The sequence below is a fragment of the Candidatus Binatia bacterium genome (assembly GCA_023150935.1).
Classification (GTDB): domain Bacteria; phylum Desulfobacterota; class Binatia; order HRBIN30; family HRBIN30; genus JAKLJW01.
Window position 1 is genome coordinate 469413 of record JAKLJW010000001.1, and the last position, 26470, is coordinate 495882.

Sequence of the window (26470 nt, forward strand, 5' to 3'; positions counted from 1 at the left end):
CGCCCGGCGGGGTCGAATTACGGCCGATCCGAAACCCTACGGCACGCACAAGACCGGTCGGCTGCTGGTGCGCATCACCTTCTCGGCCGTGCTGCCGAACAGCAGCCGGTCGACGCGCGGTGCGTGCCGGTGCATGCCCATGGCGATCAGGTCCACGTCGAGATCGCTGGCTACCTTGACGATCTCCACGAACGGGATGCCTTCGACAATCATCGGGGCGAACGCTTCCGCCCCTTTTTCGTCGAGCAACCAGCCGAACGCCTCGTCCGCGCGGGAGCGCAGGCGGGTCAGCACTTCGGCGCTCGATCCCAGGCCCTGTTGCTCGATCCGACCGGCAAAGTCGGAATCGAGAACGTGCAGAGCGGTTACCTCGCCGCGCGGGCACCAGCTCAGTGCCACTTCGAGAGCGCGGTGCGCGCCGGGAGAGAAATCCATCGCAACCAGCACGGCCTGCGGAACGGCGGTCGGGGTCGTCTGCTTTGCCATGAGAGATGCGCTTGCGTCGCACCGTGCTTAGCGCAGGCCGGTGCAGGCGACAAGCCGCAACCGGGGAGCCGCGGGTTGCTGCGCGGGTGAAATTTGTTGACCCACTGGGGGGCGGGTGTTAGCCTCTTTCCAGATGCTCGATACCGTCAGGGCAGTAAGGCGAACCGTCACGCACGGTGTGTCTACGCTCACTGCGCTGATGCCGCGCTTCCGTACCCGCCCAGGATATGTATGCAGCTTGCCGACTGGCCCTTGCCAGCCGGGCTGGCCGGTGGCTTCCGCCATCTCCAGGAGCTGTCGACGACATGAAGGGGCGGGTGACGAGCGCACCGGGGGCGGAGCGGCGGTTGAGGGGGCGCTGGGTAGCCGAAGGAGCGAGCGATGGAAGACACGAAGGCAGCTTTTGAGCAACTTATAAAGGGAGACCGCGCGGGTCGGGAGTCGCGGCAATGGCGGGGGTCGTTCCTCGAGTATCTCGACAAGGTGCGCGAGGATCCCGGCATCGTCAAGCTGGCCCATGCCCGCTTACACGACGTCATCTCGAGATCGGGTATCCGCGACGTCAACGACACCGATGACGCGCGCATCAAGCGTCTGTTCAAGGACGAACCGGTCAAGGTCTACCAGTTCTTTTCGGATCAGTTCTTCGGGATCGAGAAGGTCGTTGCGCAGATCGCCCGATACTTCCATTCGGCGGCGCTAAAGGGCGAGGAGAGCCGACAGGTCCTCTACCTGATGGGCCCGGTGGGCTCGGGCAAGAGTTCTCTGGTCGAACGCCTGCAGCGCGGCCTGTCGGAGAGCGGGCCGTTCTTCGCGATTGACAGCTGCCCGATGTTCGAGGAGCCCTTGCATCTGATCCCCCGCCATCTGCGGCGCGAATTCGAGAAGATGCTGGGTGTCCACATCGAAGGCGACCTCTGCCCGGTGTGCCGCTACCGCCTGCGCCAGGAGTTCGGCGAGCGCTACGAGGACTTCCCGATCGCTACCGCGACGTTTTCCAAGCGCAACCGGCGCGGGGTCGGGATCGTGCCGCCGGTCGATCCGAACAACCAGGACACCTCCGTGCTCATCGGCAGCGAGGACATCTCCAAGCTCGATCTCTACTCGGAGGGTGATCCGCGCGTGCTCGACCTGAACGGCGCCCTGAACGTTGGTAACCGCGGCATGGTCGAGTTCATCGAAGTATTCAAGAACGAGACCGAGTACCTGCACGCCATGATCACGGCGACACAGGAAAAGGTCATCCCGGCCCCCGGCCGCCACGGCATGGTCTATCTCGACACGGTTATCGTCGCGCACTCGAACGAGGCCGAGTGGCAGAAGTTCAAGGCCGACCACACCAACGAAGCCATCCTCGACCGCATCGTCGTCGTCAAGGTGCCGTACAACCTCCGCCTCTCCGAGGAGGTGAAGATCTACCAGAAGATCATCCGCAACTCGGACTTTCGCGCCCACGTAGCCCCACACACCCTGGAGATGGCGTCGATGTTCGCCATCCTGTCGCGCCTCGAACCGACACCCAAGTGCGACCTGATGACCAAGCTCAAGCTCTACAACGGCGAAGAGGTCATCGAGAAGGGCCGCACGAAGAAGCTCGATGCGCGCGAGTTGCGCGACGAAGCCAAGCGCGAGGGCATGAGCGGCATCTCCACGCGCTTCATCATGAAAGCCCTCGACAACGCCCTGTCCGACAGCATCGAAGGCGAGTGCATCAACCCGATCGGCGTGCGCGAGGCGCTGATCAACATGACTAAGGAAGCCGATCTGCCCGACGACTCTCGCAAGCAATACCTCGACTTCGTGCAGGACGCCCTGCACAAGGAGTACCTCGAGCTGCTGGAGAAGGAGATCACCAAGGCCTTCGTCTTTTCCTACCAGGAGCAAGCCGAGACCTTGTTTCAGAACTACCTCGATCACGCCGAGGCGTACGTGAACAAGACCAAGGTGCGCGACCGCAACACCAAGGAGGAGCTGCACCCGGACGAGAGCTTTCTCAAGTCCATCGAAGAGCAGATCGCGATCATCGGCTCGGCGGCGGAAGGCTTCCGCCAGGAGGTCATTGCGTATCTCTGGGCCGCCAGCCGGCGGGGCGAACGTATCAGCTACAAGAGCTACGAACCGCTGAAAGAGGCGATAGAGAAGAAACTCATGACCTCCGTGCGCGACATCAGCCGTATTATCACCAAAGCCCGCACGCGAGACGAGGAACAGAGCGAGAAATACGACGCCATGGTCAAGAACCTCCTGGAGAACGGCTACTGCCCGTCGTGCGTCGATGTCGTCCTGAAATACGCTGCCAACAATCTCTGGAAGGATTGAGAACTGCTGTGGGTCGCCGCACCGGCGCCGGCCCGCCTTTGGTCAGTGCGATGTCCGTGGATTCGATCTTCCGGCCGTTTCGACCGTCCGATGCGGAGCGTAGCGATCGCGCCAGTAGCGACCGGCTGCGCCACCGGCAGAAGGTCCGCCAGTCGATTCGCGACAACATTGCCGACATCGTCGCCGAGGAATCGATCATCGGAAAAGATCGGGAGCGCATCATCAAGGTGCCCATTCGCGGCATCCGGGAGTATCGATTCGTTTACGGAGACAATACGCCCGGCGTCGGTCAGGGCGACGGCGAGACGCAGCCGGGGCAGATCGTGGGAAAGGCCGGCCCGCAGGAACGCGTCGGCGTCGATAAGGCCGGCGATCGCCCCGGCGTCGACTACTACGAAACCGACGTCACCCTCGAAGAACTGATCGACATCATGTTCGAGGACCTCGAACTGCCCGACCTCGAACGCCGGCGCCTGCGGGAAATCGCCGCGCTCCGGCAAAGCAAGCGCAAGGGCTACCGCGCCAAGGGTATTCGCGTCCGCCTCGACAAGCGCCGCACGGTCAAAGAGAAGGTTCGCCGCGAGCTGGCCGCCAGACGTTCGCCGGAACGGGCGGGTACCGTGCCGGAGCGCTTCCCGTTCCACGACGGCGACCTCGTTTACCGGCATATCGAACCCGACACCCGGATGGAGTCGAATGCCGTGGTCATTTGCATCATGGATACGTCGGGGTCCATGGACAAGATGAAGAAATACCTCGCCCGCAGCTTCTTCTTTCTACTGTTCCAATTTATCCGCACCCGCTATCGCAACGTCGAGTTGGTGTTCATCGCCCACCACACCCAGGCCCGCGAGGTGACCGAAGAGGAGTTCTTCCACAAGGGCGAATCGGGCGGGACCTTTATCTCCGCCGGCTACCAGAAAGCCCTCGACATCGTTGCCGAGCGCTACCATCCGTCGTTGTGGAACGTGTACGCCTTCCACTGCTCCGACGGCGACAACTTCGATTCCGACAACCCGACCGCGATGCGGGCCGCAACTGCGCTGACCGAGATCTGCAATCTGTTCGGCTACGGCGAAATCAAGCCGCTCGGGTCGCGATACTACGAGAGTTCGATGCTAAGTCTCTTCCGGCGCCTCGAAGCGGACAACTTCCAGACCGTCCTGATCGAACGTAAGGAGGACATCTGGCCGGCCTTCAAGGCGCTGCTGGCTAAAGACCGTGCCGCTGGCACATGAGCACGCCCATGCCCCGCACTTACGACATCGCCGATCTCGAGGGCTGGGACACGCGCATCCGGCAACGCGTGGCAGCGTTCGGACTCGACTGCTTCCCGCAGGAGTTCGAGATCTGCGACCACATGCAGATGCTCGGGTACATGGCATACTCCGGTATGCCGTCGCACTACCCGCACTGGTCGTACGGCAAAGCCTACGAAAAGCTGAAAACTCTTTACGATTACGGCGTCTCCGGCCTGCCGTACGAGATGGTGATCAACGCCAACCCCGCGCTCGCCTACCTGATGCGTGACAACTCGCTGCTGCTCCAGGTCCTTACCATCGCCCACGTTTACGGCCACAACGACTTCTTCAAGAACAACTTCACCTTCCGTAGCACCCGCGCCGAGTTCACCATCTCCACCTTCAAGGCCCACGGCAACCGCATCAGGTCCTACGTCGAAGACCCCAGCATCGGCCTGAACAAGGTCGAGAACTTGCTCGATGCCGCCCATGCCCTCTCGTTACAGTGCCGGCGGAATCTCGCCGTGCGCAAACGGACCCCGCAGGAACAGCGCACCGCCATTCTCGAGGCCGCCGCACCCCAGGACGATCCCTTCAGTCGCGTCCATCGGCGTGTCGAGTACGTCGAGCCGGAGCTGACCCGCGTGCCGCTCGAACCCGAGGCTGATCTGCTGCTCTTCATCCGCGACTACAACCCGCACCTCAGCGAGTGGCAAAAGGATGTGCTGACCATCGTCCACGAAGAGGCCCGGTACTTCATTCCTCAGATCGAAACCAAGATCATGAACGAAGGCTGGGCCTCGTACTGGCACAAGCGCATCCTCGACAGTTTGGAGCTCCCGCAAGACCTTCAGCTCGAGTTCATCGTCCGGCACAACCAGGTGGTGCGGCCTTTCCCCGGCGGGCTCAACCCCTATCACCTCGGCTTCAGGGTCTGGGAGGACATTCAACGTCGGTACGACAATCCGACACCCGAGGAGGCTGCCGAGCTGGGGCCGAACCGGCCGAGCGGCACGGCGAAGATCTTCGAGGTGCGCGCGGCCGATCGCGATGTCTCTTTCCTGCGACGCCATCTCACGCGCGAGTTGATCCGCGAGCTCGACCTCTTCGAGTACCAGGCCCGCGACGCCGACCTGGTCGTAACCCAGGTCGGCGACGACGACGGCTGGGAAAAGGTAAAGGAGACGCTGCTCCGCTCCGTCGGCATGGGTGGCGTTCCGGTACTACAGATCGTCGACGGCGACTTCGGCGGCAACCGCACCCTCTACCTCGTGCACGACCATGACGGCCGGGACCTCCACCTCGAGTCGGCGGAGAAGACCCTGGCGTACGTGCACCGGCTGTGGCAACGCGAAGTGACATTGGAGACTGAGGTGGACGGCAAGCGCAGCCTGTTGACTTACAACGACCGCGGCTTCTCGACGAAGCCGGTGAGGTAACGCCAACCGCAGATCGCGCCACGACCGCCGCGATTACGATCCGTCCTTGTGGGCGGCACGGCGACGCAAGGCGTGTCGGTGACTTGGCGAGGTAGGAGATGGCCGACAGAAGAGAGCAGGTCTGGGCCTATCACGGAGTCCAGAGCAGGTTCGTGAATACCACCGACTGGACGGCCATTCCGTTCGGGGGTCTGCCCGACCTGTACACAAAGATGCGGGCCGAGTCCTGCACTCACGTGGACCGGCTCTGCATCGTTGCCCATGGCGACCGCAACGGTTACGTCGACCTCGATCCGCCGCTCACCTGGGAGACCGTGGATGGTATGCGCGGCGATGTCGTCAAGCTGGGCCAGGTCCTCAATGCCGGAGCCCGCGTGATCTTCTATGCGTGCACAGCCGGGGGTGGAGTCGAAGGCGACCGCCTCCTGACAAAGCTGTCATCGATGTGGCCGGGCCGTGACGTGATCGGCTTCAATACCGCTAATGAGACGGCGGGCCCGACTCCGGGTCCGGGGGCGGTGAAATCGTCCTCGAAGACCGCGCTCCGCAATGACGAATGGTCGAACGAGGCGAAGTGGGCCCATAACGGTAAGATCGTCAGGGCTCCCCTGTTCGAGTTCACGTATTTTCAGGAACACGATCCGCTCTTTAAGAACCGGTGCGGTTCCGATGGGTGCCCCGGCCACGGGGCCTACGGACACTCATGTGACCCGTACAACCGCCGCACGTGGCCGACGTGGGTGGTCAGTCGCAATGCGATCGAGAAGCTTAAGGCGAGCGGGGCCGGCGGCAAAGCGGCGCTCCCCGAAGCAAAGAGTGTGGGCAGCCCGCAACGAGACCGGGTTCACCCCCGCGCACCGGCGTACCCCGCAGGTACCGGCAACTTCAGGCGCAGAGATCCGGTCCGATAGTGGATTACGAGGCGCCCCGCCCGGTCGAACGAGGGACCGGCTTCGCTGCTACGGCTCGACCTCCAACGCCAGCGGCACGGACTGCCCCAAGAGCCACGCTTCGAGCATGCTATTGACGACCTCCGGCGCTTCCTGCTGCACCCAGTGGGAGACCCGCGGCAGATAGCGGAGCGTCAGGTTCCTTACATAGGCCTCCGTGCCGTATGTGGTCTCCTTGCCGAGCGCGATATCGTGCTCACCCCAGATCATCAATGTCGGAACTTCGATCGGCGGATAACCCAGGCGGCGCTGTCGTCTCCCGCCCCCGCCGCGCACGAAAGCACGGTAGTAGTTGAGCATGGCCGTCATCGCGCCGGGTTCGAGCGCGTTGCGGCGGTAGACGTCGAGCACCTCCTCGGGAAAACGGTCCTTGTCTACCGCCATGGCGCGGAACGCCCGCCCGACCGCGCGCGCTTGGCCGGCACGGAGCGCCAGCTCCGGCAATCGGGGCAACTGGAAGAACAGCACGTACCAGGACCGCAAGGCCTGACGCCCGCGCCGTAGCGCCCGCTCCAGGATGGCCGGGTGCGGCAGGTTCATGACCACCAATCGCTCGATGGCGCGCACGCGACGCATCGCGAAGTACCACGCGATCACGCCGCCCCAATCGTGGGCAACCAGCAGCGTCGAGGTCGCACCGCTGGCGTCCACGAGACCGGCGACGTCGTCGAGGAGATGCTCGATGGCGTACGCGGTCACGTCGCCCGGACGGTCGGTCCTTCCATAACCGCGCAGGTCGGGTGCCCATGCGCGGTAACCGAGGCGCGCAAACAGCGGAAGCTGATAGCGCCAGGAGAACGACGATTCGGGGAAACCGTGCAGGCACAGGGCAAGTCGATCGCCCGTGCCGCAGGTCGCCACATGGAAGTTGAGCCCGTTGGCAACGACCCGTTCCGAGCCGATGGCGTCGCTCTCGGTCATGCGTCTTCACACTATCCGGGGGGCGGACCGGGGGGAAGGCGGTTGACCGAGCACGGCGTCGTGCTACCAGAGGATCGTGTTGCTCAAACGAGTACTGTCGGCCCTGTTCTGGGTGTTCCTCGTCGTCACGTCGATAGCGCTGTTTCCGGTGGCGGTGCTCATCTGGGCCGTGACCCTTTTGTTCGATCGGCGTCTCGTCGTCCTGCACCGGTTCACGTGCTTCTGGGCGTCCCTGTATACGTGGTTGAACCCGGTCTGGCGCGTGCACATCGAGGGACGGGAAAAGATCGACCGCAAGACCGCCTACGTGATGGTTGCGAACCATCAGTCGCTGCTCGACATCCTTGTTCTGTTCCGCCTGTTCGTACACTTCAAGTGGGTGTCGAAGATCGAGAACTTCCGCGTGCCGTGCGTCGGCTGGAACATGAGCCTGAATCGTTACATCAAGCTTCGCCGCGGCGACTCGGCGAGCATCGAGAAGATGATGGAGGCCTGCTGGGCAACCCTGGCGGAAGGGAATTCGATCATGATGTTCCCGGAAGGCACGCGCTCCGCCGATGGTCGCCTCAAGGCTTTCAAGCACGGCGCCTTCACCATCGCCAAGAAAGCCGCGGCGCCGTTGCTCCCGATCATCGTGGAAGGGACGGCCAATGCGTTGCCGAAGCGCGGCTTCGTTCTCCAGGGACGCCATTCCATTCGCGTTCGAGTGCTCGACGAGATCCCGTACAGAACCTTTGCCCATATGTCCGTCGAGGAGCTAGTGGCCACCGTCTTCGCGCGTTTCGCGAGCGATCTCGGAGAGCCGCTCCGCGACTTCCCGCCCGCGCGCGCCGCCGTCTAACAGGGATACCCGGCCTGAGAAGTCGCCGCGCAGCGGCAGGACGGCTGGGGCGCGCCGCCCGCGTGCGTGGCGTGCGGAAACCCGCCCCCCCCGCCTTCGCAGGTCTGCATGGCCAGGCCGCTGCGTTCCGGTTGCGGCCGGTTTGATCATTCTTCGAAGTAGCGGAAGTAAGCGACCGGGCTCAGGTTGGCTGGCCCTGCTCGGCCTGCTTGCGATCGAGGCGCTCGAGCTTCTCGTAGAGCGATTCGATAACCGTCTTGAGGCGGGCGTACTGGCTGAAAATCGACTGGGGGTTCGGGTGCGTCATGTAGAAGTTCTGCGCGTTGATGACCTCTACGACCCGGCTCAGTTCCTCTTCCGTGGCAGCGATCTGCGCCTCGATGGTTGCCAGCTCGCGCGTCCGTTTCGCCGCTTCGCGGGCCGCCCGCTTCTCCGCCTCCCGATCGGGCGGCGTGGGCGCTGCGGTGCGCGAGTCCCGCGACAGCGCTGCCGTCACCGGCAGTCCAGCCGACCGCAGTGCGGTCGGCGCCAGCGGTGCCTGCGCCTCGCGTTCCTTGGCCCGCAGGTATTCATCGTAGTTACCCAGATAACGCACCGCCGTGCCATGCCCGACTTCGACGATCTCGTCGGGAAGGCGGTCGAGGAAGTAACGGTCGTGGGCGACGAATACCAACGTCCCCGCATATGCCAGCAGCGCCTCTAGCAGCACCTCCTTTGCGGCGAGGTCGAGATGGTTTGTCGGTTCGTCGAGCAGCAGGCAGTTGGTCGGGTGCAGCAGTAACGTCGCCAGCGCCAATCGGCTGCGCTCGCCGCCGCTGAGCACGCGCGTGGGTTTGAACACGGCATCGCCGCTGAAGAGGAAGGCGCCGAGAAAGGCTCGCACGAGAGGGACGAAGTCCAGCGGCGCGGCCGCGGTCACAACGTCGAGCACAGTCTTGTCCGGATCCATGCTGGCACCGCGGTCCTGGGCAAAATAGCTCAAGGAGACGTTGCTTCCGACTCGCCGTTCCCCCTGGTCGAGCGGCTCTGCACCAGCCAGCAACCGCATCAGCGTCGACTTGCCGGCTCCGTTCGGGCCGACCACGGCGACCTTGCGACCGCGCTCGATCGTCAGGTCGATGCCGGCGTAGACGCTCACCGACCCGTAGGCCTTCGCCGCGCCTCGCAATTCGAGAACCATCCGGCCGCTGCGCGGTGGCTGCGGAAAGCGGAAGTGCAGCGTCCGCATACCCTCCGGCGGCTCGAGCCTTGGGAGCTTCTCGAGCTGCTTGATGCGGCTCTGCACGAGCGCGGCTTTCGATGCCTGGTACCGGAACCGGTTGATGAAGCCCTGGATGCGTTCGATCTCTTCCTGCTGTTGGCGATACGCCTCCGTCTGCTGACGTATCCGCTCTTCGCGCTCGACGAGATAGTGGCTGTAGTCGCAGGTGAAGTCGGTCAGCTTACCACGCGACAGTTCGGTAATGCCGGTTACCGTCTGGTCGAGGAAATAGCGGTCGTGCGCGACCAGCAGGACCGTATGCGGGTACGCGCGCAGAAACCCCTCGAGCCAATCGCGTGCTTCGAGGTCGAGATGGTTCGTGGGTTCGTCGAGCAGGAGAAGCCGGGGCTTCTCCAGCAACAACTTGGCGAGCGCAATACGCATCTGCCAGCCGCCGGAGAACTCGCTGCAGTCGCGTTGCAGGTCGTCGGCGGTGAAGCCCAATCCGGCAAGTACCGCTTCCGCGCGGCTTTCCAGGTCGTAACTGCCGTGTGCGTCCCACGCCTCGCGCGCGGCTGCGTACTCCGTCATGAGGACTTCGTGGCGGGGGTCGTCGGCGCCGGTCTCGGCCAGCGCGGCTTCGATGCGCCCGCAAGCCGCGGCGATGGCGTGCACGTGTTCGAATGCGCTCATCGCCTCCGCCAGTACCGTCCGACCCGCGAGGCCGTAAACCTCTTGTGGCAGATAGCCTACGGTCGCGCCCTTCGGCAGGCTGAAGTTCCCGCCGTCGGGCTCCATCTCCCCGGCGATAATGCGGAGGAAGGTGGACTTACCGGATCCATTCGCGCCCACCATGGCCACGCGTGCCCCGGCGGGGACGAACCAATTGACCCCGGCAAGCACCACCTGGCCGCCGAAGGCCTTGCTCAGATTACTGACGGTCAACACCTGCGCTACACCCTTCGTGGGGGATGGTCGGTCGAGCGCCCGACCTCGCAGACCTAGCGAGCCGGAGCTGGCCCGGCAAGCGCGGTGGCAGTGGTGCGGTCAACCTTACGTTCCGCCGGACGAGCGGTAGCGCCCATAGGCCGCCTCCCAGTTTCGCCCGTCGTACTCCTCCACTGGCAACGCCGCCGCATCGACGTTGTCGAGACATCTGACGTTGACGTCAATCCGATCGGGATCGGAGCGCGGCACGTAGTAGGGAGCGACGCCGCAGACGCGGCAGAATAGGTGCTTGGCGGCACCCGTGTTGAAGGCGTACGTCACCAGGTCGTCAGCCCCCGCGAGGAGCCGGAAGACGCCCCGGGGTACGATCCAGTGCAGGTACGCCTTTTTGGTGCAGACCGAGCAGTTGCATACGACGACCTTCTCGGGTCGCGCCGCAACCTCGAAGCGTACCCGACCGCAGTGGCAGCCGCCCCGAGCGAAGGCATCGGACGAACTCATGAGGGCGTCTCCGACCGTGGCCTCTGTGCGCTCCGGCGAAGTCCTTCGGAACCGAATCGCGGCATGCCCGGGGCATCTAGCACGATTCACGAACTTCGCCGAGCACTGTGGACCCAATGGCCGCGCGCACGGCTCGACGACGGCGAGATCCGGTTGCCGCGCCCCGGCTCGGCGACCTAGAATGATTTTCAGGAGGCCGACCAGAATGCACGTCAGCATCAAGTGGTGCGTACCTTGAAACTATCTCCCCCGCGCGACCAGTTTGGCCGCGTCGTTGAAGCGCGAGTTCCGGGTCGAGGCTGAACTCATACGGGGTACGGGAGGCGTGTTCGATGTGCACGCCGACGGTAAGCTGATCTTCTCGAAGCACGAGCACGGTCGCTTCCCGAACGAAGGCGAGGTCGAGGCTTTGCTGCACGCAGCCGGCTACTGAAGGTGGTGGCCCGTCCGTGACCGACGAGGCAATCAAAGTACTGCTCGTTGAGGACGATCCGGCAGAGGCCGGACGTGCAAGGGAATACCTCGTTGACCGGTGTGCAACCCCGTTCGGGATCGTCGCCGTGGGCACGCTCGCCGCTGCGAGAGCACGCTTGGCCGAGGAACGGTTCGATGCCGTAGTGCTCGACCTCGATCTCCCCGACAGTCGTGGCCTGGACACGCTGACCCAGATCCGTAGCGTCGCCGGCGATGTGCCCATCGTGATTCTATCTGCCCTCGACAGCGAGGAGACCGGCGTGGCCGCAGTGCGTGCCGGGGCGCAGGAATACCTTGTCAAAGAGGACGTGCTCCGTGGGGTTCTTGCTCGCAGTGTGCAACAGGCGATCGCCCGCCGGGCCCTCCAGCAGGAGCTGACCCAACGCACGCAGCAGCTTGAAGCGGCAAATCGGCTCAAGGATCTGTTCGTTGACGTCATGCGACACGACTTGCTGGATCAGGTGGCCGCGATCCTTGGCGCCGCGGATCTGCTCCTGGCACACGAAGGTGACGACGAAAGTCAGGATCTGCTGCGCACCGTAGTGCAGCGCGCCGAGCGCCTTGCCGGCATCATTCGTGCCGCCACTCTGTACGCCAAACTGCAAGGGCCGGAGGAATTGCCGAAGGAACGGCTCGACCTCAGCGCTTTGATTCGCGCCGCGGTCGCGGAAGTTCGTCAGTTGGTGGCCGAAAAGCAGCAACGGGTGACCATTCGCTGTGCTCCCGAGTCGTACGCGATGGTCAACCCGATCCTGCAAAATGCCCTGGTACAACTGCTGCGCAACGCCGTGCGTTACTCCCCTCCGGGACGGCGCATCGACGTTTCGCTCGGGGAAGCGGATTTCGGTTACCGCATCGCGGTGACGGACTGGGGCGACGGTATACCGTCGCCAGAGCGCGAGAGCCTTTTCTCCCGTCTCGAGCGGCCTGACAGGGCCGCCGCCAAGGGCACCGGACTCGGCGTTGCGATCGTGAAGCGCGTCGCCGATCTGCACGGCGGCAGAGTCGGCGTGGCCGAGAATCCGGAGGGCGGCAGCGTCTTCACGATCGACCTGCCGCGGACATGACCGGCGCGAGAAGCGACTTTGTCCCGGGTCCTTCTCAGGAGGCGGTACGTCGGCCGCGCCACCTCAGCAGCGCGGCGCCGAGCACGCCGCTACCCATGAGGACCATCGTTGCCGGCTCGGGAACGGGACTATTGAGGAAGTCGCCGGAACGAACCTGGGTGCTCGCAAACGTTCCCGGGGCAGTGCCGGTTGCCCAGAACTGTAAACTGAAGCCACCGTGGTAGCCGACATTGGTCGGGAGCCCGAAGAACGACAGCAGGCCCGACTCCTTGACGTCCTGGTACCCGCCAGCGGCCACCTTGACGTTGCCGGCTCCAAACACCCTGGTGGTACCCGCGAAACTCCCGCTCAGCAGGGTGGTTCCAAGGGCGATCTCGAGGTTCCCGTCATTGTCGAAGTCCACACCGCCCACGATCTGCAAGCTGCCGCCGGGGCCAAACTCCCACCGTGCCGGGTTGGGCGAACCGGCAAAGGCGCCGGTGGTGAAGCTCAGGATGCAGTTGACGCAGGTGACCGTGGTTCCGTTGTTACTGGGAGTACTCAGTCCAACGATGTTATCGACGTCGATGCCGCTGCCGACGAGTGCGCCACCAGCGGTCGCATAACTAATGGTGCCCGTCGTGGGAGCGATGACGCCGAAATCGAGATACGGCATGGCGGTTGCGGGCGCGGACCACAGCAACAGCAGGGCGACGGCAGCAGTAGCGCCAAAGTGCCCGCGAGTTCCGGATGCCTCGCGCAGCCGTCCCGTCCCCGCACTCCGAGAGGCGATTGTGGATTTCATTTTACCCTCCGCACCTACGGGACGACCCTTTACAAGTCAACCGGAGTGGCGCGAGTTTAGCAAGCTCTAAATCTTGCCGGACGGAAGTGTAGACGCGCACCCGTAAGCCGGCATTGTTCATGCGGGGTGACTTGCCGACTGCGCGCTGCTTTGTGCCGGTTATAATTCCGTCCGCCGCAGGCGCAGCGCGTTGGCGACCACGGACACGGAGCTGAAACTCATCGCCGCGCTCGCCAGCATCGGGCTCAGTAACAGTCCAGCCGCCGGGTAGAGCACCCCGGCCGCAATCGGTACGCCCAGGGTGTTGTACACGAAGGCAAAAAACAGATTCTGCCGGATGTTGCGCATGGTGGCGCGACTCAGTCGCCGCGCCCGGGCGATGCCGCGCAGATCGCCGTTAACGAGCGTTATGCCGGCACTTTCAATAGCGACGTCGGTGCCCGTTCCCATGGCGATGCCAACATGAGCCTGAGCCAGGGCAGGGGCGTCATTCACCCCATCTCCGGCCATGGCGACAACGCGCCCCTCGCCTTGCAGGCGGACAACGATCTCGCGCTTCCGTGCCGGGAGTACCTCGGCCTCGAACGTGTCGATGCCGAGGCTTCTTGCGATTGCCGCGGCGCTGGTCGAACTGTCCCCGGTCAACATGACCACGCGGATGCCCTCGCGGTGCAGGAGGGCCAGCGCCTCGGGAGTCGATGGCTTCACCGGATCGGCGACACCGAGTAACCCCGCCGGTCTTCCATCGACCGCAACCATGACGACCGTCTGGCCAGAGCCGGCCAGATCTCGCCAGGCTTTAGCCAGTTCACCCGCGTCGATGCCGAGATCGGCGAACAGCCGGTCGTTTCCCAATGCCACGGGGCGACCACCGACCCTGCCGGCAACGCCCTTGCCGGGGACCGACCGGAAATCCGACGGTGCCGTCGTTGCAACACCCCGTGCCTCCGCCGCCGCCAGAACCGCCCCCGCCAACGGGTGTTCGCTACCGCGTTCGAGGCCGGCCGCGAAGGCCAGTAACGCATCCTCCTCCCAACCGTCGATCGCCACAATCGACTGTACCGCCGGCTTCCCCGCCGTCAGCGTGCCGGTCTTGTCCACGACCACGGTGTCGACCTTCTCGAGGATTTCGATGACCTCGGCATTCCTGATCAGTACGCCGGCCGTCGCGCCACGGCCGGTACCGACCATGATCGACATCGGCGTGGCCAACCCGAGCGCACACGGACAAGCGATGATGAGCACCGCAACCGCATTCACCAGCGCATAGGCGAGCCGCGGTTCGGGACCCAGGATGCTCCACACGAGAAAAGTGATCGTTGCGACGGCCAGCACCGCCGGTACAAAGTAGCCCGCGACCACATCGGCGGACCGCTGAATCGGGGCGCGGCTGCGCTGCGCCTGCGTCACCATGCGGACTATCTGGGCCAGCAACGTCTGTTGCCCAACCCGTTCCGCACGCATGACGAAGCTGCCCGTCCCGTTGACCGTTCCACCCGTGACTCGGCTCCCGACGGTCTTCTCCACCGGAATCGGCTCGCCGGTCACCATCGATTCGTCGATCGAGGTGCCGCCCTCGACCACGCTGCCGTCCACGGGGACCTTCTCCCCCGGACGCACGCGCAGGCGGTCATCGACCTTTACCGCCGCCAGCGGCACGTCCGCCTCGCTGCCGTCATCCTGGATGCGCCGCGCGGTCTTCGGGGCGAGACCGAGCAGCGCCCGAATCGCGCCACTGGTCCGCTGTCGGGCCCGCAGTTCGAGGACCTGACCGAAGAGGACGAGCGTGACAATTACGGCGGCGGCCTCGAAGTACACCGGCACCTGACCGCCGTGGCCGCGGAAGCCCGCCGGGAATGCGTGCGGAACGAGCGTGGCCAGAACGCTGTACGCGTACGCAACCCCGGTGCCGATAGCGATCAGGGTGAACATGTTGAGCCGCCGCGTGACCAGCGATGTCCAGCCGCGTTCGAAGAACGGCCAGCCCCCCCACAACACCACGGGCGTCGCCAGCAGGAACTGCACCCACAGCACCGTGGCCGCGCCGAGGGCGTGCTGCACCGGTTGGCCCGGGATCATGTCCGCCATGGCGAGCACGAACACCGGCAGGGTGACCGCGAGACTCGCCCAGAAGCGCCGGGTCATGTCGCGCAACTCGGGGTTACCCGCCTCCTCGACGGCTACCGTGCGCGGCTCCAGCGCCATGCCGCAGATCGGGCACGCGCCGGGTTCGGGGCGGACGATTTCGGGGTGCATCGGACAGACGTATTCGAGCCGCGTTGGCAGGCCGACTTCCTCGGGCTCGAGCGCCATTCCGCAGTCCGGGCACGGCCCCGGGCCGGAGGCGTGGATCTCCGGGTGCATCGGGCACGTGTAGGTGGTACCGACGGGAGCCGGCGGCGTTTCCGCCGCGGCACGAGGGGTCAGGTAGTGCTCCGGATTCGCACGGAACTTCTCGCGGCATTTCGGGTTGCAGAAACCGTAAGTGACGCCACGGTATTCCCACGCGCCGCCCCGGGGCGCCGCCGGATCGACTTGCATACCACAGACAGGATCGGTCCCGCTGGGCGGATCGCCGGCCGAGGATCGCGCTACGTCCATGCAATCCGGGAAGGTAGCAAAATACGCGGGGAAACGGCAGCACGCCGCAACGGCGCACGGATGTTGCATCCGTCATCGACGATCGGCACCCGCATCGGTAGCGCCGGGGACGCATCGTCGCCGCTTCCAGCCATCGCGGCCGATCGTAGATGCCCGGAATGCGAGTGGCCAACGGAGCCTTGCCGGTGCCGATGCCCGCCTCACCGGGCGCGGACGTCTAGCCGCCGGCGGCGTATGCCTCCGGGCGCTCGGCGAAGCGGGCGGTGCATTCGAGGGAGCAGAAGTAGTAGTCCCGGTCGACGTACCTGAGGTGCCCTGCCGCGTTGCGGCGCTCGACGCGCATCCGGCATACCGGGTCCACCACGTCGCCACCGACACCTCCGGTCCGGATTGCCAGCGCAAAAACCTCGACCGGGTCGAGGGCATTGCGCACCGTCACGGGGCCAAGCGCGGTCACGGCAATACCCCGCGCCGCTGCCACTCCGACAACGGCCGCCGTCGCCAGTGCCTCGTCGGCCCGGGCCTGCGCCGCGATCCGTGCCGTCAGGTTCACCGCCGCGCCGAACACGTCTTCGTCCACCTCGACGGCCGTGCCGTGATGCACGCCCGCGCGCAGACAGGGCGCGTCCCCGGTCGCCATCGCGTCCCACAGCGCCGTCACGAAATCCAAAGCACCCGCCGGATCCGGCGTAACCACCAGCACGGCGTCGCCCATGGTCTTCACCAGACGACCACCCTCCGGAATCACGCTTCGCACGGTCGCCGCAAACGTCCGTGCCAACTCCGCCGCGGCGGCGTCGCCGTGCGCTTCGGTCAAGGCCGTGAAACCCGCCAGATCGACGATGGCAAACGTCCCAACCATACGGACCCGCGCCCCCAACGCCGGTCACGCCGGCCGCCGGGCGTAGAACGCCTTCACGATGTCGAAGTACACATTCTCCTCGCGCTCGAGCTCGAAGCCGGCCCTCAGGACATTGGCTCCCGTATCGCGGTTCATCGCCGGCCCCAGCCGGCGCGATATCACGGTCATCAAATCCTGCATCACCGCCACCGGACCGAAGCGGCTACGCACGTGCTCGAACATCAGCAGGCGGCCCCCGGGTCGCAGGCAGCGAAACAGCTCCCTCAGACCGCGAACGGGATCAGGCACCGAGCAGAACGTGCACGAGGTTGCGATCGAGTCGAAGGTCGCGTCGTCGAACTCCAACGCCTGCACGTCCATCACGCGAAGCTCGATCTCGCCCGGATACGCCGCCGCGCGCGGGCGCGCCGCCGCGATCATGCCGGAGCTGATGTCGATCGCCGTCAGCGATAGGCCGGGTGGGAAGAACGCGAAGTCGTGACCGGTCCCCGCCGCCACCATGAGGCACCGGCCGCGCAGATTCGCGAATACCCGTCGCTTGGAGGCGCCAAAGCGCTGTGCGTCTGCCCACGTCATCCACTCGTAAGTCCGACTGGCGCGGTCCCATTTCTCCTGGCACTGCCTATCCATGCTCGCCTCCATCATCGGTCTCCGGCGCGGAGCGCCCAGTCATAAGCGTGGACGGCGCCCACGACGATGATTCCGAAGACCGCGCCGGCAAGGACACCAACGCCGTCCGCGCTTCCGTGATCCATTGAATCGCGCATGCCGAAGATCATGCCGCCGTACATGCCGATGAGCGATCCCGGCACCATGACCTGAAACATTCCCAGCACCGGGCCGCACACCGGCATGAGTCCGATGTGCACGGCCATGCCGATGCCCATGCCGGCAATCATCGCCAGCGCCATGTCCCAGGCCGGCGTCACCGTTGCCCCTACTGCACTCGCGGTAACCGCCCCCGTTACCGCTCCGGCCGCGTGATCGCCGAGCGCAAACATCAACCAACGCAAACGTGTGTCGTACATCTTGCTTCTCCTCTAACGATCGCCGGACCCGACAGTCTCCCCCACCATCCGGCGGGGCGACACCATGCCGGTGCCACCCCGCCGGGCACCGCCTAGTTCGGAGACTTCGCCAGGGCCGCCTGCTCTTCCGCCATCGCCGCATAGTCCTTCTGCTGCCGCTTGAACGAGTCAATGAGACCGCGGCAATGCGTCACCCACGACGCGGCCGGCTTTCCGCCGCCCTTCTGGAACGACACCAGCATCTCCTCGTGGGTCTTCACCTTCGCTGCGGCCGCTGCGGCCTGACCGGTGTAATAGTCCGCGATGGCCTGGTGGTCCGCCGCGGTTTTCGCGGCCGCGACCTTGGCGGCGACGTTACCTTCGTCGATCGCCTGAGCCCCGGCGATGATGGGCATGCCGAGACTTAGCGCAAGAGTCAGCGCAACTGCCGTCAACTTCGGATGTTTCATATCGATCCTCCTGTTCCGTCAGGCCAGATTACCCACCCATCTGACGCGGCCCCTCGATACGGCCCTTGAAATGACAGGGCCTACTCGGGGCGAACGGAAACGTTTCCACCCGGCAGACCCTCTCCGTTCGTGCCGAGTAGCGCCGTCTCGACCACCCGAGCGCCCAGAGTAGCCGATGTATTCTCAATCGGCGTAGCGAAGGGCTCAGGCGCGTATCGAGGCACGCCGAACCTCACTGTCGATCCGCGTCAGGAAGCACCAAGTGCTCATCTGTGCCCGCCTTCCCTTCTCGTTGGACCAATAACCCCGCTAGACCGCATACCCGCACCCGAGGCGGGGGCGGCGCTCGGCTCCGTCTGCGGCGGTTCATGACGCCCACTCCCGCCTCAGCTCCCAGCGCTTCGCCAGTGTGAAGACAACAGGATACACCAACAGTTCCATGAGAAAACTTACGGCGATGCCGCCGATCAGCGGGGCAACCAGCCGCCGGGTTACGTCCGCACCAGTCCCCGTCGCCCAGAGCAGCGGCAGCAGCCCGATCATGTCGGTGGCCACCGTCATCGTCTTGGGCCGGATTCGTTTCACCGCCCCCTCGTAGACGGCGGCGAACAGGTCGTCCCGGTTCCGCATGCGTCCCTCCGCCTTCGCCTGATCGAACGCTCCGTAGAGATAGAGCAGCATGATCTGGCCGGTCTCGGCGTCGACACCTAACAACGCAATGATGCCGACCCACACCGCCAGACTCATGTTGTAATCCAGCGCCCACAGGAACCAGAACGCACCGATCAGGCTGAACGGCACGGCGAGCAACACCACCCCAACGCGGAGCCAGCTCCGATTGGCGAGGTACAGCAGGAACACGATCAGCAGCAACGTGATCGGGATAACCAGCCGCAGGCGCTGGTTCGCCTGCTCGAGATACTCGAAACGCCCGGACCACACCCGCGTGTAGCCCGGCGGCATGGGCACGGCTTCCGCCGCCACCCGCTTTGCCTCTTCGACGTATCCGCCGAGATCGCGCCCGGCGATATCGACGAACACCCACGCCGTCCGTTGCGCGTTCTCGCTGCGGATCATCGGCGGTCCCGGGTTGATGCTGATGTCCGCCACCTCGCCGAGCGGCACCTGGGCGCCCGTCGGCGCGGCGACCAGCACGCCCCGCAGCGCCGGAACATCGTCGCGCAGCTCCCGCGCGTACCGCACGTTGAGTGGATAGCGCTCGAGGCCCTCGACCGTCGTGGTCACGGTCATACCACCGACCGCCGTCTGGATGACGTCCTGCACGTCGCCAGTGGTCAGGCCGTAACGCGCCGCCCGGCCACGGTCGATGTCGATGTCGAGGTAGTAGCCGCCGAGCGTGCGTTCCGGGTAAGCGCTCAGCGTTCCCGGCACGGTCTGCATCGCCGTCGCCGTGCGTTCGGCGAGCTCGCCGAGAACCTGCAGGTCGGGGCCGAGAATCTTTATTCCCACCGGCGTCTTGATGCCGGTGGCGAGCATGTTGATGCGGTTCTCGATCGGGTATGGCCAGGCGTTCGCCAGGCCGGGGAAGCTAACGACCTCGTTCAGTCCCGGATGCCGCGTGCCGTCCGCGTCGGTCCAGCCGAACTTCAGCTCGTCCATGTCGATGCGGCGCCGCTCCGGCCAGAATGTCGCCGTAAACGGCCACTTCAGCGACGCCGGCCAGCCGGAGAAGAAGTACCCGACGGACCGGCTCCGCCAGCGTTCCGGCTCGGTGTGCAATTGGATGACGGTCTCGATCATCGACAAAGGCGCCGGATCCGTGGCGGTGTCGGCGCGGCCGATCTTCCCGTGCACCGTCGCCACCTCCGGAAAGGTCTTGATGAGCTTGTCGGTCTGCTGCAACAACGCCCGACTCGTGCCGATGGCGATGCTCGGGTCGGTGGTCGGCATGTACAGCAGATCGCCCTCGTCGAGCGCCGGCATGAACTCCTCGCCGATGTGGCGTAACGGATAGAGCGTCGACGCCCCGAGCAGCAGCGTCACGCTCAGCGTCACGTATGGGTGCCGCATCACCCAGCGGAAGGCCGGTGCGTATATGGCGACCGAGGCACGGTTGATGGGGTTGCGGTCTTCCACCGGGATGCGGCCGCGAATCAGGTAGACCATCAGCACCGGCACTACGGTTACGCCCAGAATCGCCCCGGCGGCGATGGCAAACGTCTTCGTGTACGCCAGCGGCTTGAACAGTCGGCCCGACTGCTCGCCGAGGACGAAGATCGGCAGGAACGACACGGTGATGATGAGCAAAGAGAAGAACAGGCTCGGGCCGACTTCCTGCGCCGCTTCGAGTACCACCCGCACGTGGCCCCTCGGCGGTTCCCCCCGCGCCACTTGCTCCCGCTCCCACTCGAGGTGCTTGTGGGCGTTCTCGATCATGACGACGCCCGAGTCCACCATCACGCCGATCGCCAGTGCCAGGCCGCCGAGGCTCATGATGTTCGCGTTGATGCCGAGTAGCTGCATGACGAGGATCGACACCAGCAAGCCGACCGGCAACACCAGCAGCGCCACCAGGGCACTGCGCACATGGGCAAGGAAGATCAGACAGATTACGGCAACCACGGCGAGCTCCTCGAGAACGGCGCGGCGCAGGGTTTCGACGGCCCGCTGAATGAGGGCCGACCGGTCGTACGTGGTGACGGCGAACACGCCCGGCGGCAGGCCTTCCTCGAGCTCCTCGAGTTTGGCGCGCGCTTCGCGAATCACCCGATAGGCGTTTTCACCGAAGCGCGAAATGACCACCCCACCGACGGCTTCGCCAATACCGTCGAATTCGCCGACACCGCGGCGGCTCTCGCCACCGACCGCCAGCGTCGCCACGTCGCCGAGCAGGATCGGCGTGCCCTTATCGCCCACTCCCACGGGAACCCGCGCCAGGTCGTCGAGGCCGCGCAGGTAAGCACGACTGCGCACCATGTATTCGTTTTCCGCCTGCTCGATGACGGAGCCGCCGACGTCGTTGTTCGAGCGCTGCACCGCGTCGACCACGGTGCGCAGCGGCAGCCGATACGCCTGCAACACCACCGGATCGAGCACGACCTGGTACTGGCGCACGAACCCGCCAATCGCTGCCACCTCGGCCACGCCGGGCACCGCCGTGAGCGGATAGCGAAGATACCAGTCCTGCAGGCTGCGAAGCTGACTGAGGTCCTGGTTGGACGAAACCAGCGGCGTTCCCGTCAGCGGGCACGCGCCGGAACGTTCGAAACCCCGCACGCGGCGCAACGACGCACGTTGCGGCGCCGGCGCATCGTCGCGCGTCGCGTACCAGCGGTCGGCCTCCGGATCGTGAAATATCCCGCCGGGGTGCTCGGCGCAGTAGAACCCCGGATACAGCACGTACTGGTAAACCCAGCCCACCCCCGTCGCGTCTGGCCCGAGCTTCGGCTCGACCCCCCGCGGCAAGCGGTCACGCGCGAAGTTGAGGTATTCGAGGACGCGGCTGCGCGCCCAGTAGATGTCGGTGCCGTCCTCGAAGAGCACGTAGACGAACGACAGCTCGAACATGCTGTAGCCGCGGACGTAGGTCGCCCCGGGGACGGCCAGCAGCGCACTCGCGAGAGGGTAGGTGACCTGGTCGTCCACAACCTGCGGGTTCTGCCCCGGGTACTCGGTCACGACGATGACCTGCACGTCGGAGAGATCGGGGATGGCGTCGAGGCGAATGTTGTACGTCGCCCAGACCCCGACGGCCGCCAGCATCCCGGTGAGCAACAGGACGAGTACGCGGTTGTTCACCGCGTACTCAATGAGCCTGGCGATCATGATTCTCTCCCGCCGCGGCCGCACCGGCAGCGGGCACGGTGTCGCGTGCACTCAGGAATTTCCGAATGGCCTCACGGAACCGGCTCTCCGCGTCGAGGAGGAACTGGCCGCTGGTGACCACCTGGTCGCCCGGGGCGAGACCGGCAAGGACCTGCACAACACCATCCTCGCCGGCGGGTCCCACAGTCAGGCGCCGCGGTGCGAAGCGTCCCTCGCCAAGCGCGACAAAGGCCACCTGCTGCAGACCCGTGTCGATGACCGCGGCGCGCGGCACCAGCAGGGCCCGCGGCTCGAGTTCATGGGCGATTTCGACCGTGGCGTACATGCCGGGGCGCAGGTCGAGGGCGGGGTTGCGGATGACGAAACGCGTCATCGTGGTGCGGGTCGCGGTGTCGACGTGGGGGTGAATGAAGACGATTTCCCCGGCAAACGTCCGTCCCGGAACGCCGGCAACGGTAGCCGTCGCTCGTTCGCCGAGTTGTAGATACGGCAATTGCGGCGCATACACCTGCGCGTCGACCCAGAGCAGGCTGTGGTCGACGATGCGCAGCACGCGGTCGCCGGCCTTGACCGCCGAGCCCTGAACGACGGGCTTCTCGATGAGATGTCCGCTCATCGGACTGGTGAAGCGTACCGTCGCCGGCGCACGGTCAAGGCGGGCAAAGTCGGCGACCTGGGTTTCGGCGAGACCGAGGAGGCGCAGCTTGCGCTCCGCGGCCGCGTACACCGCGCCGGTGGCGATGGCGTTGCCCGTGGCGCCGTGCCGCGCATCGTCGCGCGCCCGGCGCGCGACGATGAATTCCTCGATCGCTAGCTGCAGTTCGGGGCTGTACAGGTCGAACAGCGGCGCACCGGCGGTAAGGTGCATGCCCTCGACGTTGGCATACAGCCGCTCGATCCAGCCGGAGACGCGCAGATTGACGTCGTGCTGATTCGGTTGCGCCTCGGCGAGCACGCCCGCCGCACGCACGGTGGTGCGCAACGCCCCGACCACCACGGCCGCCGTTCGCAGACCCATGTTCTGCACCATGGCCGGATCGATGGTGACCGTGCCGGCGCCGCCTTCGTCGGCGTAGACCGGCACGAGGTCCATCCCCATCGGGCTCTTCCCCGGCCGGTCGGAGATGTACGGCGGACTCATCATCGGATCCCACCAGTACTTGACGGTGCGGACGGGCGTGGCGGCCGGCATGGCTGGTGCCGCAGTGGTTTGGTCTCGACCCTCAGGTCCGTTGTGTTCCTCCGGCGCGTTGTGTCCCTCATGCGGGGCCGTCTGTAGCGGCACCAGCGTCATGTTGCAGATCGGACAGGTCCCGGGTCTGTCTTGCACGACCTGCGGGTGCATGCCGCAGGTCCACAGCGTCGCCGGGGTGGCGGTCTTGCCGGCCTCTATCGTCGCCTGCGTTTCGGGGGCGCAGCCGGTGGTTCCGCTGAGGGACAGGGCGAGAACAACGCCGCACAGAATCATTCGCCTATTCGACACGGCTCACCTCCGTGGGCTCGGCTATCATTTGCGGTGCGGAAGGGGGGATGTCCGCCAGTGTTTCGGCGTCGGCGCCGGCGAGCGCTTCCAGCGTTGCGAGGCGCTGTTCGCGGGCGGTTCGGGCTTCGGCAAGGGCCAGCTCGACGTCGATGGCGGTGCGCCGCGCGTCGATGACATCGGCCAGCGGTGCGGCACCGGTGGTGTAGCGAGCCTCTGCGGCGGCGGCGAGTTGAGCGCTGAGCGGCAACAGTTGATCCGCGAAGAACGCCGCCTGCCGTTCGGCATCGCGCAGGGCGACCAGTGTCGCGACGAACCGAGCAGCGCGATCGAGTCCCCTCTGGGTCGCGAGGGCTTCGGCGCGTTGGAGATTGGCGCGCGCCTCGGCGATGGCACTCCAGATGCGCGGCAGCGTCGCCGGGACGGAGATGCCGGCGCCGGCCATTTGTGCCGCGTTGCCGGTCACAGCGGCAAACGGATTGACGTCGGGCACGTACTGGAGTTTGGCGAGGGTGAGCGCATCGTCGCGCCCGGCCACTTCATGGGCGAGCGCCGCCAGTTCCGGGTTGTTGGTGGTGGCCACGGCAAGCAGCCGGGCATCGTCGGCGGGCAGGTCGCGGGGCGGCGGCAGTGTGGCGGGGGGTGCAAGCGGCGCCGTGGCATCGCGGCCGAGCAAGACGTTGAGTGCGGCCACGGCCTGCCGCAACTCGGCCTCGGTTGCCTGCAACGCGTTGGCGGCGTTGGCCCGCGCCATCTCGGCGGCGAGCACGTTCTGCTGGGCGCCACCCGCCGTCGCCCGACTGCCGGCGCTGGCCGCGGCAAGCGCTTCGAGATCCACGCGGGAACGTTGTAAGTGCACGCGTGCAGCGAGCAGGGCGACCTCGGCATACGCCGTCAGCACCTGCTCCTGGAGGGCGAACTTTGCGGCTGCGAACCGCTTGCCGGCCGCCTGAGCCTCCGCGAACGCGATGCGACCGGCAGCCATGGTCTTCAGGGGGAAAGACAGGTTCTGCATCGGATCGAACCCGAGGTTCAGAGTCGTACGATCCCACGCGGACGCCTGGCCGCCGGAGAAGAGGTAGCTGAACGTCAGAAAGGTGTTCGTGTTGGGATAGGCGGCGGCGATGCCGACGCGCTCGACGGCGGCACGCCAGTCGAGGTACGCGGCCTCGAGGTCGCCATTGGCGAGAAACGCGTGCCGGAGCAGCGCGCGCCAGTCGGCGTCGGGCGTCAGCTCGGGATCGAGCCGTGCCGAACGCGGGCGCTCGTATGCTTCGCCGGCGACGGCAAGGCGTGCGCGCTCGGCGTCCATGTCACGCGGTGCCAGCACGCACCCGCTGGCGGTAAGGATGACGGCCACGCCAACCGCGCAGGCGCGGCGCGTGGCGTTGATGCTCGAAATCATGACTCCTCCCGGTAGCCGCGCGCGTGCGCCGGGCGCACCACGAGCGGCGAACGTTAACCTACAGCGACGAGGCTGCGGTCAGCCGTTCAGAGGAGGAGTGCGGTGTGGTGGGAAACCAGTGTCTCCGGAGGCCCGTGCGCACTGCCGGGCCGCATCAGCGCCGGCATCGCCGTGGCGGCGTCGAGGGTAGCAACCCCGTCGACGAGGGCCACGGCGTGCGCCGTCTGACTGATCTGGGCAGTCCGATCGCGGGTCGCATCCTGCGCATCCGCCGCGTTACGCGATCCCTTGCAGCAGCAGTCGTGCGTGGCGAGTGCCGCGTCACGAGCGCAGCAATCGTGCTGTGGAACCTCGATGCGCAGGCACGAGCCGACACCGTCCGGGCACAAAGCCCGGCCGCCGAGTGCAACGAAGGCTGCAAGGAGCAGGGTGCCAACCCGCCGGCTCATGCTTCGACCGTAGCACGGCGGTCCTCATCTGCAAACCACTGCGCGTCGTCGGACTCTCGATAAGTGCCGGCGCGTTTCGTGCTCCGAAGGTGCAATGCTAAGAGACACGCCGTGCCCGAGGAACAGCCGTTCACAGTGACCGCGACGCGGCAAGGCTCGGCCCTGATGCTTGCCGTCGCCGGGCGGGTCGACACGGCCTCCGCGCAGGAGCTGCTCGACGCGCTTACCGCGGCGGCCGGCGACGGGACCGAGCGCGTGGCGCTCGATCTGTCCGGCGTCGACTATTTCGACAGCGGGGGCGGTGCCGTCCTTCTGGCCCTGCGCCAGCGACTCGACCGCCAGCGCATCGGTTTGGCGATTACCGCCTCGACGCCGGCGATCGACGGCTTTCTCGGCCTCGTCGATCAGGAAGCGTTGCTGCAGCCGTCGGCTCCGCCGCCGCCCGTTCCCGATCTGCTGACCCGCTTCGGTGGCGCCGCCCTCCAACTCGCTGGCGACACGCGCCAGATCGTCCTCTTTACCGGCGAAGCGGTGCTTGGCCTGTGGGACGCCATGCGGCACCCGCGGCGCATACGCTGGCGGGAAACCTGGCTCTACATGGAACGTACCGGCCGCGACGGCGTGCCGATCGTCGTCCTGATCAGCTTTCTCATGGGTCTTATCACCGCCTTCCAGGCCGCCGTCCAACTGCAACAGGTCGGAGCCGACATCTACGTCGCCAACCTCGTCGGCCTGTCGATCACCCGCGAGTTGGGGCCGCTGATGACGGCGATCATCGCCGCCGGACGATCGGGTGCCGCGTACGCAGCCGAGATCGGGACGATGAAGGTGTCCGAGGAAGTCGACGCCCTGACCACTATGGGACTCGACCGCACCCGCTTTCTTGTGACCCCCAAGGTGGTTGCCCTGGTGCTCATGCTGCCGTGCCTGACATTGATCGCCGACCTCGTCGGTATCCTCGGTGGACTGACGGTCGCCGTTCTCGGGCTCGATCTGCCGGCGAGCGTGTACATGCGTCAGCTCCGCCTCGCTCTGGTGGTGTGGGACGTTTACTCGGGGCTCATCAAGTCGGTGGCCTTCGCCCTGCTGATCGCCGGGGTCGGCTGCTTACGCGGCTTCCAGGCGCGTGGCGGCGCCGAGAGCGTCGGTCAGATCACCACCTCGGCGATCGTCGCCGGGATCTTCCTGATCATTGTCGCCGATGCCGTGTTCACGGTGATCTTCCATTACTGGTGAGT

Annotated in this window: 22 protein-coding genes; 8 read left to right on the forward strand and 14 right to left on the reverse strand. The window is 65.7% G+C overall.

Translation table 11 applies throughout. The annotated features are described in order from the left end of the window. Window positions 1–36: 36 nt before the first annotated feature. A complete protein-coding gene (locus L6Q96_02025) occupies window positions 37–486 on the reverse strand; it encodes a universal stress protein (protein ID MCK6553355.1) in 450 nt (149 codons plus the stop codon). 381 nt (window positions 487–867) lie between these two features. Here L6Q96_02025 and L6Q96_02030 point away from each other — a divergent pair, with 381 nt between their 5' ends. The 4 genes from L6Q96_02030 (at window position 868) to L6Q96_02045 (ending at window position 6396) form a co-directional block, all read left to right on the forward strand. Then, window positions 868–2805, forward strand: a complete 1938-nt coding sequence (locus tag L6Q96_02030; GenBank protein MCK6553356.1) for a serine protein kinase — start codon at window positions 868–870, stop codon at window positions 2803–2805. A 50-nt stretch (window positions 2806–2855) separates the two neighbouring features. Next, entirely contained in the window at window positions 2856–4043 is a 1188-nt protein-coding gene (gene yhbH, locus L6Q96_02035; protein ID MCK6553357.1) for a sporulation protein YhbH, read from the forward strand. Further along, window positions 4040–5485, forward strand: a complete 1446-nt coding sequence (locus L6Q96_02040) for a SpoVR family protein (protein ID MCK6553358.1) — start codon at window positions 4040–4042, stop codon at window positions 5483–5485. Before yhbH ends, L6Q96_02040 begins: the two co-directional genes overlap by 4 nt. Before the next feature lie 98 nt (window positions 5486–5583). After that, on the forward strand, window positions 5584–6396 hold the full coding sequence (locus L6Q96_02045) for a DUF4347 domain-containing protein (protein ID MCK6553359.1): 813 nt from the start codon (window positions 5584–5586) through the stop codon (window positions 6394–6396). A 48-nt stretch (window positions 6397–6444) separates the two neighbouring features. Here L6Q96_02045 and L6Q96_02050 read toward each other — a convergent pair whose 3' ends face one another. Further along, complete coding sequence (locus L6Q96_02050; protein ID MCK6553360.1) at window positions 6445–7356, reverse strand: alpha/beta hydrolase; 912 nt, start codon at window positions 7354–7356, stop codon at window positions 6445–6447. 79 nt (window positions 7357–7435) lie between these two features. Between L6Q96_02050 and L6Q96_02055 the strand changes: the two genes are divergently transcribed. Continuing rightward, window positions 7436–8197, forward strand: coding sequence for a 1-acyl-sn-glycerol-3-phosphate acyltransferase (locus L6Q96_02055; GenBank protein MCK6553361.1), 762 nt, complete (start codon window positions 7436–7438; stop codon window positions 8195–8197). Window positions 8198–8378: 181 nt separating this feature from the next. On the opposite strand, the gene L6Q96_02060 is transcribed toward L6Q96_02055, so the two are convergent. Together L6Q96_02060 and L6Q96_02065 are read right to left on the reverse strand one after the other, a co-directional pair. Then, window positions 8379–10346, reverse strand: a complete 1968-nt coding sequence (locus tag L6Q96_02060; GenBank protein ID MCK6553362.1) for an ATP-binding cassette domain-containing protein — start codon at window positions 10344–10346, stop codon at window positions 8379–8381. A 105-nt stretch (window positions 10347–10451) separates the two neighbouring features. After that, window positions 10452–10847 carry a GFA family protein gene (locus L6Q96_02065; protein MCK6553363.1) on the reverse strand — a complete coding sequence of 132 codons (396 nt, stop codon included), beginning with the start codon at window positions 10845–10847 and terminating at the stop codon, window positions 10452–10454. A gap of 274 nt (window positions 10848–11121) precedes the next feature. Between L6Q96_02065 and L6Q96_02070 the strand changes: the two genes are divergently transcribed. Together L6Q96_02070 and L6Q96_02075 are read left to right on the forward strand one after the other, a co-directional pair. After that, on the forward strand, window positions 11122–11280 hold the full coding sequence (locus L6Q96_02070) for an Rdx family protein (GenBank protein MCK6553364.1): 159 nt from the start codon (window positions 11122–11124) through the stop codon (window positions 11278–11280). Between the two features lie 16 nt (window positions 11281–11296). Continuing rightward, window positions 11297–12388, forward strand: a complete 1092-nt coding sequence (locus L6Q96_02075; protein MCK6553365.1) for a HAMP domain-containing histidine kinase — start codon at window positions 11297–11299, stop codon at window positions 12386–12388. Between the two features lie 34 nt (window positions 12389–12422). Here the strand turns inward: L6Q96_02075 and L6Q96_02080 are convergent, their stop codons facing one another. The 10 genes from L6Q96_02080 to L6Q96_02125 form a co-directional block, all read right to left on the reverse strand. Beyond that, entirely contained in the window at window positions 12423–13172 is a 750-nt protein-coding gene (locus tag L6Q96_02080; GenBank protein ID MCK6553366.1) for a PEP-CTERM sorting domain-containing protein, read from the reverse strand. A gap of 159 nt (window positions 13173–13331) precedes the next feature. Continuing rightward, window positions 13332–15713 (reverse strand): heavy metal translocating P-type ATPase, encoded by a 2382-nt coding sequence (locus L6Q96_02085; GenBank protein MCK6553367.1) that lies wholly within the window; start codon window positions 15711–15713, stop codon window positions 13332–13334. A gap of 277 nt (window positions 15714–15990) precedes the next feature. Beyond that, window positions 15991–16635, reverse strand: a complete 645-nt coding sequence (locus L6Q96_02090) for a YHS domain-containing protein (GenBank protein MCK6553368.1) — start codon at window positions 16633–16635, stop codon at window positions 15991–15993. Between the two features lie 24 nt (window positions 16636–16659). Beyond that, window positions 16660–17265 carry a class I SAM-dependent methyltransferase gene (locus L6Q96_02095; GenBank protein MCK6553369.1) on the reverse strand — a complete coding sequence of 202 codons (606 nt, stop codon included), beginning with the start codon at window positions 17263–17265 and terminating at the stop codon, window positions 16660–16662. An 11-nt stretch (window positions 17266–17276) separates the two neighbouring features. Beyond that, window positions 17277–17663, reverse strand: a complete 387-nt coding sequence (locus L6Q96_02100; protein MCK6553370.1) for a hypothetical protein — start codon at window positions 17661–17663, stop codon at window positions 17277–17279. Between the two features lie 92 nt (window positions 17664–17755). Continuing rightward, window positions 17756–18112, reverse strand: coding sequence for a hypothetical protein (locus tag L6Q96_02105; GenBank protein ID MCK6553371.1), 357 nt, complete (start codon window positions 18110–18112; stop codon window positions 17756–17758). A gap of 366 nt (window positions 18113–18478) precedes the next feature. Beyond that, window positions 18479–21898 carry a CusA/CzcA family heavy metal efflux RND transporter gene (locus tag L6Q96_02110; protein ID MCK6553372.1) on the reverse strand — a complete coding sequence of 1140 codons (3420 nt, stop codon included), beginning with the start codon at window positions 21896–21898 and terminating at the stop codon, window positions 18479–18481. Continuing rightward, a complete protein-coding gene (locus tag L6Q96_02115; protein MCK6553373.1) occupies window positions 21879–23381 on the reverse strand; it encodes an efflux RND transporter periplasmic adaptor subunit in 1503 nt (500 codons plus the stop codon). Before L6Q96_02115 ends, L6Q96_02110 begins: the two co-directional genes overlap by 20 nt. After that, window positions 23371–24783, reverse strand: coding sequence for a TolC family protein (locus tag L6Q96_02120; protein MCK6553374.1), 1413 nt, complete (start codon window positions 24781–24783; stop codon window positions 23371–23373). Before L6Q96_02120 ends, L6Q96_02115 begins: the two co-directional genes overlap by 11 nt. Before the next feature lie 86 nt (window positions 24784–24869). Then, entirely contained in the window at window positions 24870–25232 is a 363-nt protein-coding gene (locus L6Q96_02125) for a hypothetical protein (GenBank protein MCK6553375.1), read from the reverse strand. 111 nt (window positions 25233–25343) lie between these two features. Here L6Q96_02125 and L6Q96_02130 point away from each other — a divergent pair, with 111 nt between their 5' ends. Then, entirely contained in the window at window positions 25344–26468 is a 1125-nt protein-coding gene (locus L6Q96_02130; GenBank protein MCK6553376.1) for an MlaE family lipid ABC transporter permease subunit, read from the forward strand. Window positions 26469–26470: the final 2 nt, after the last annotated feature.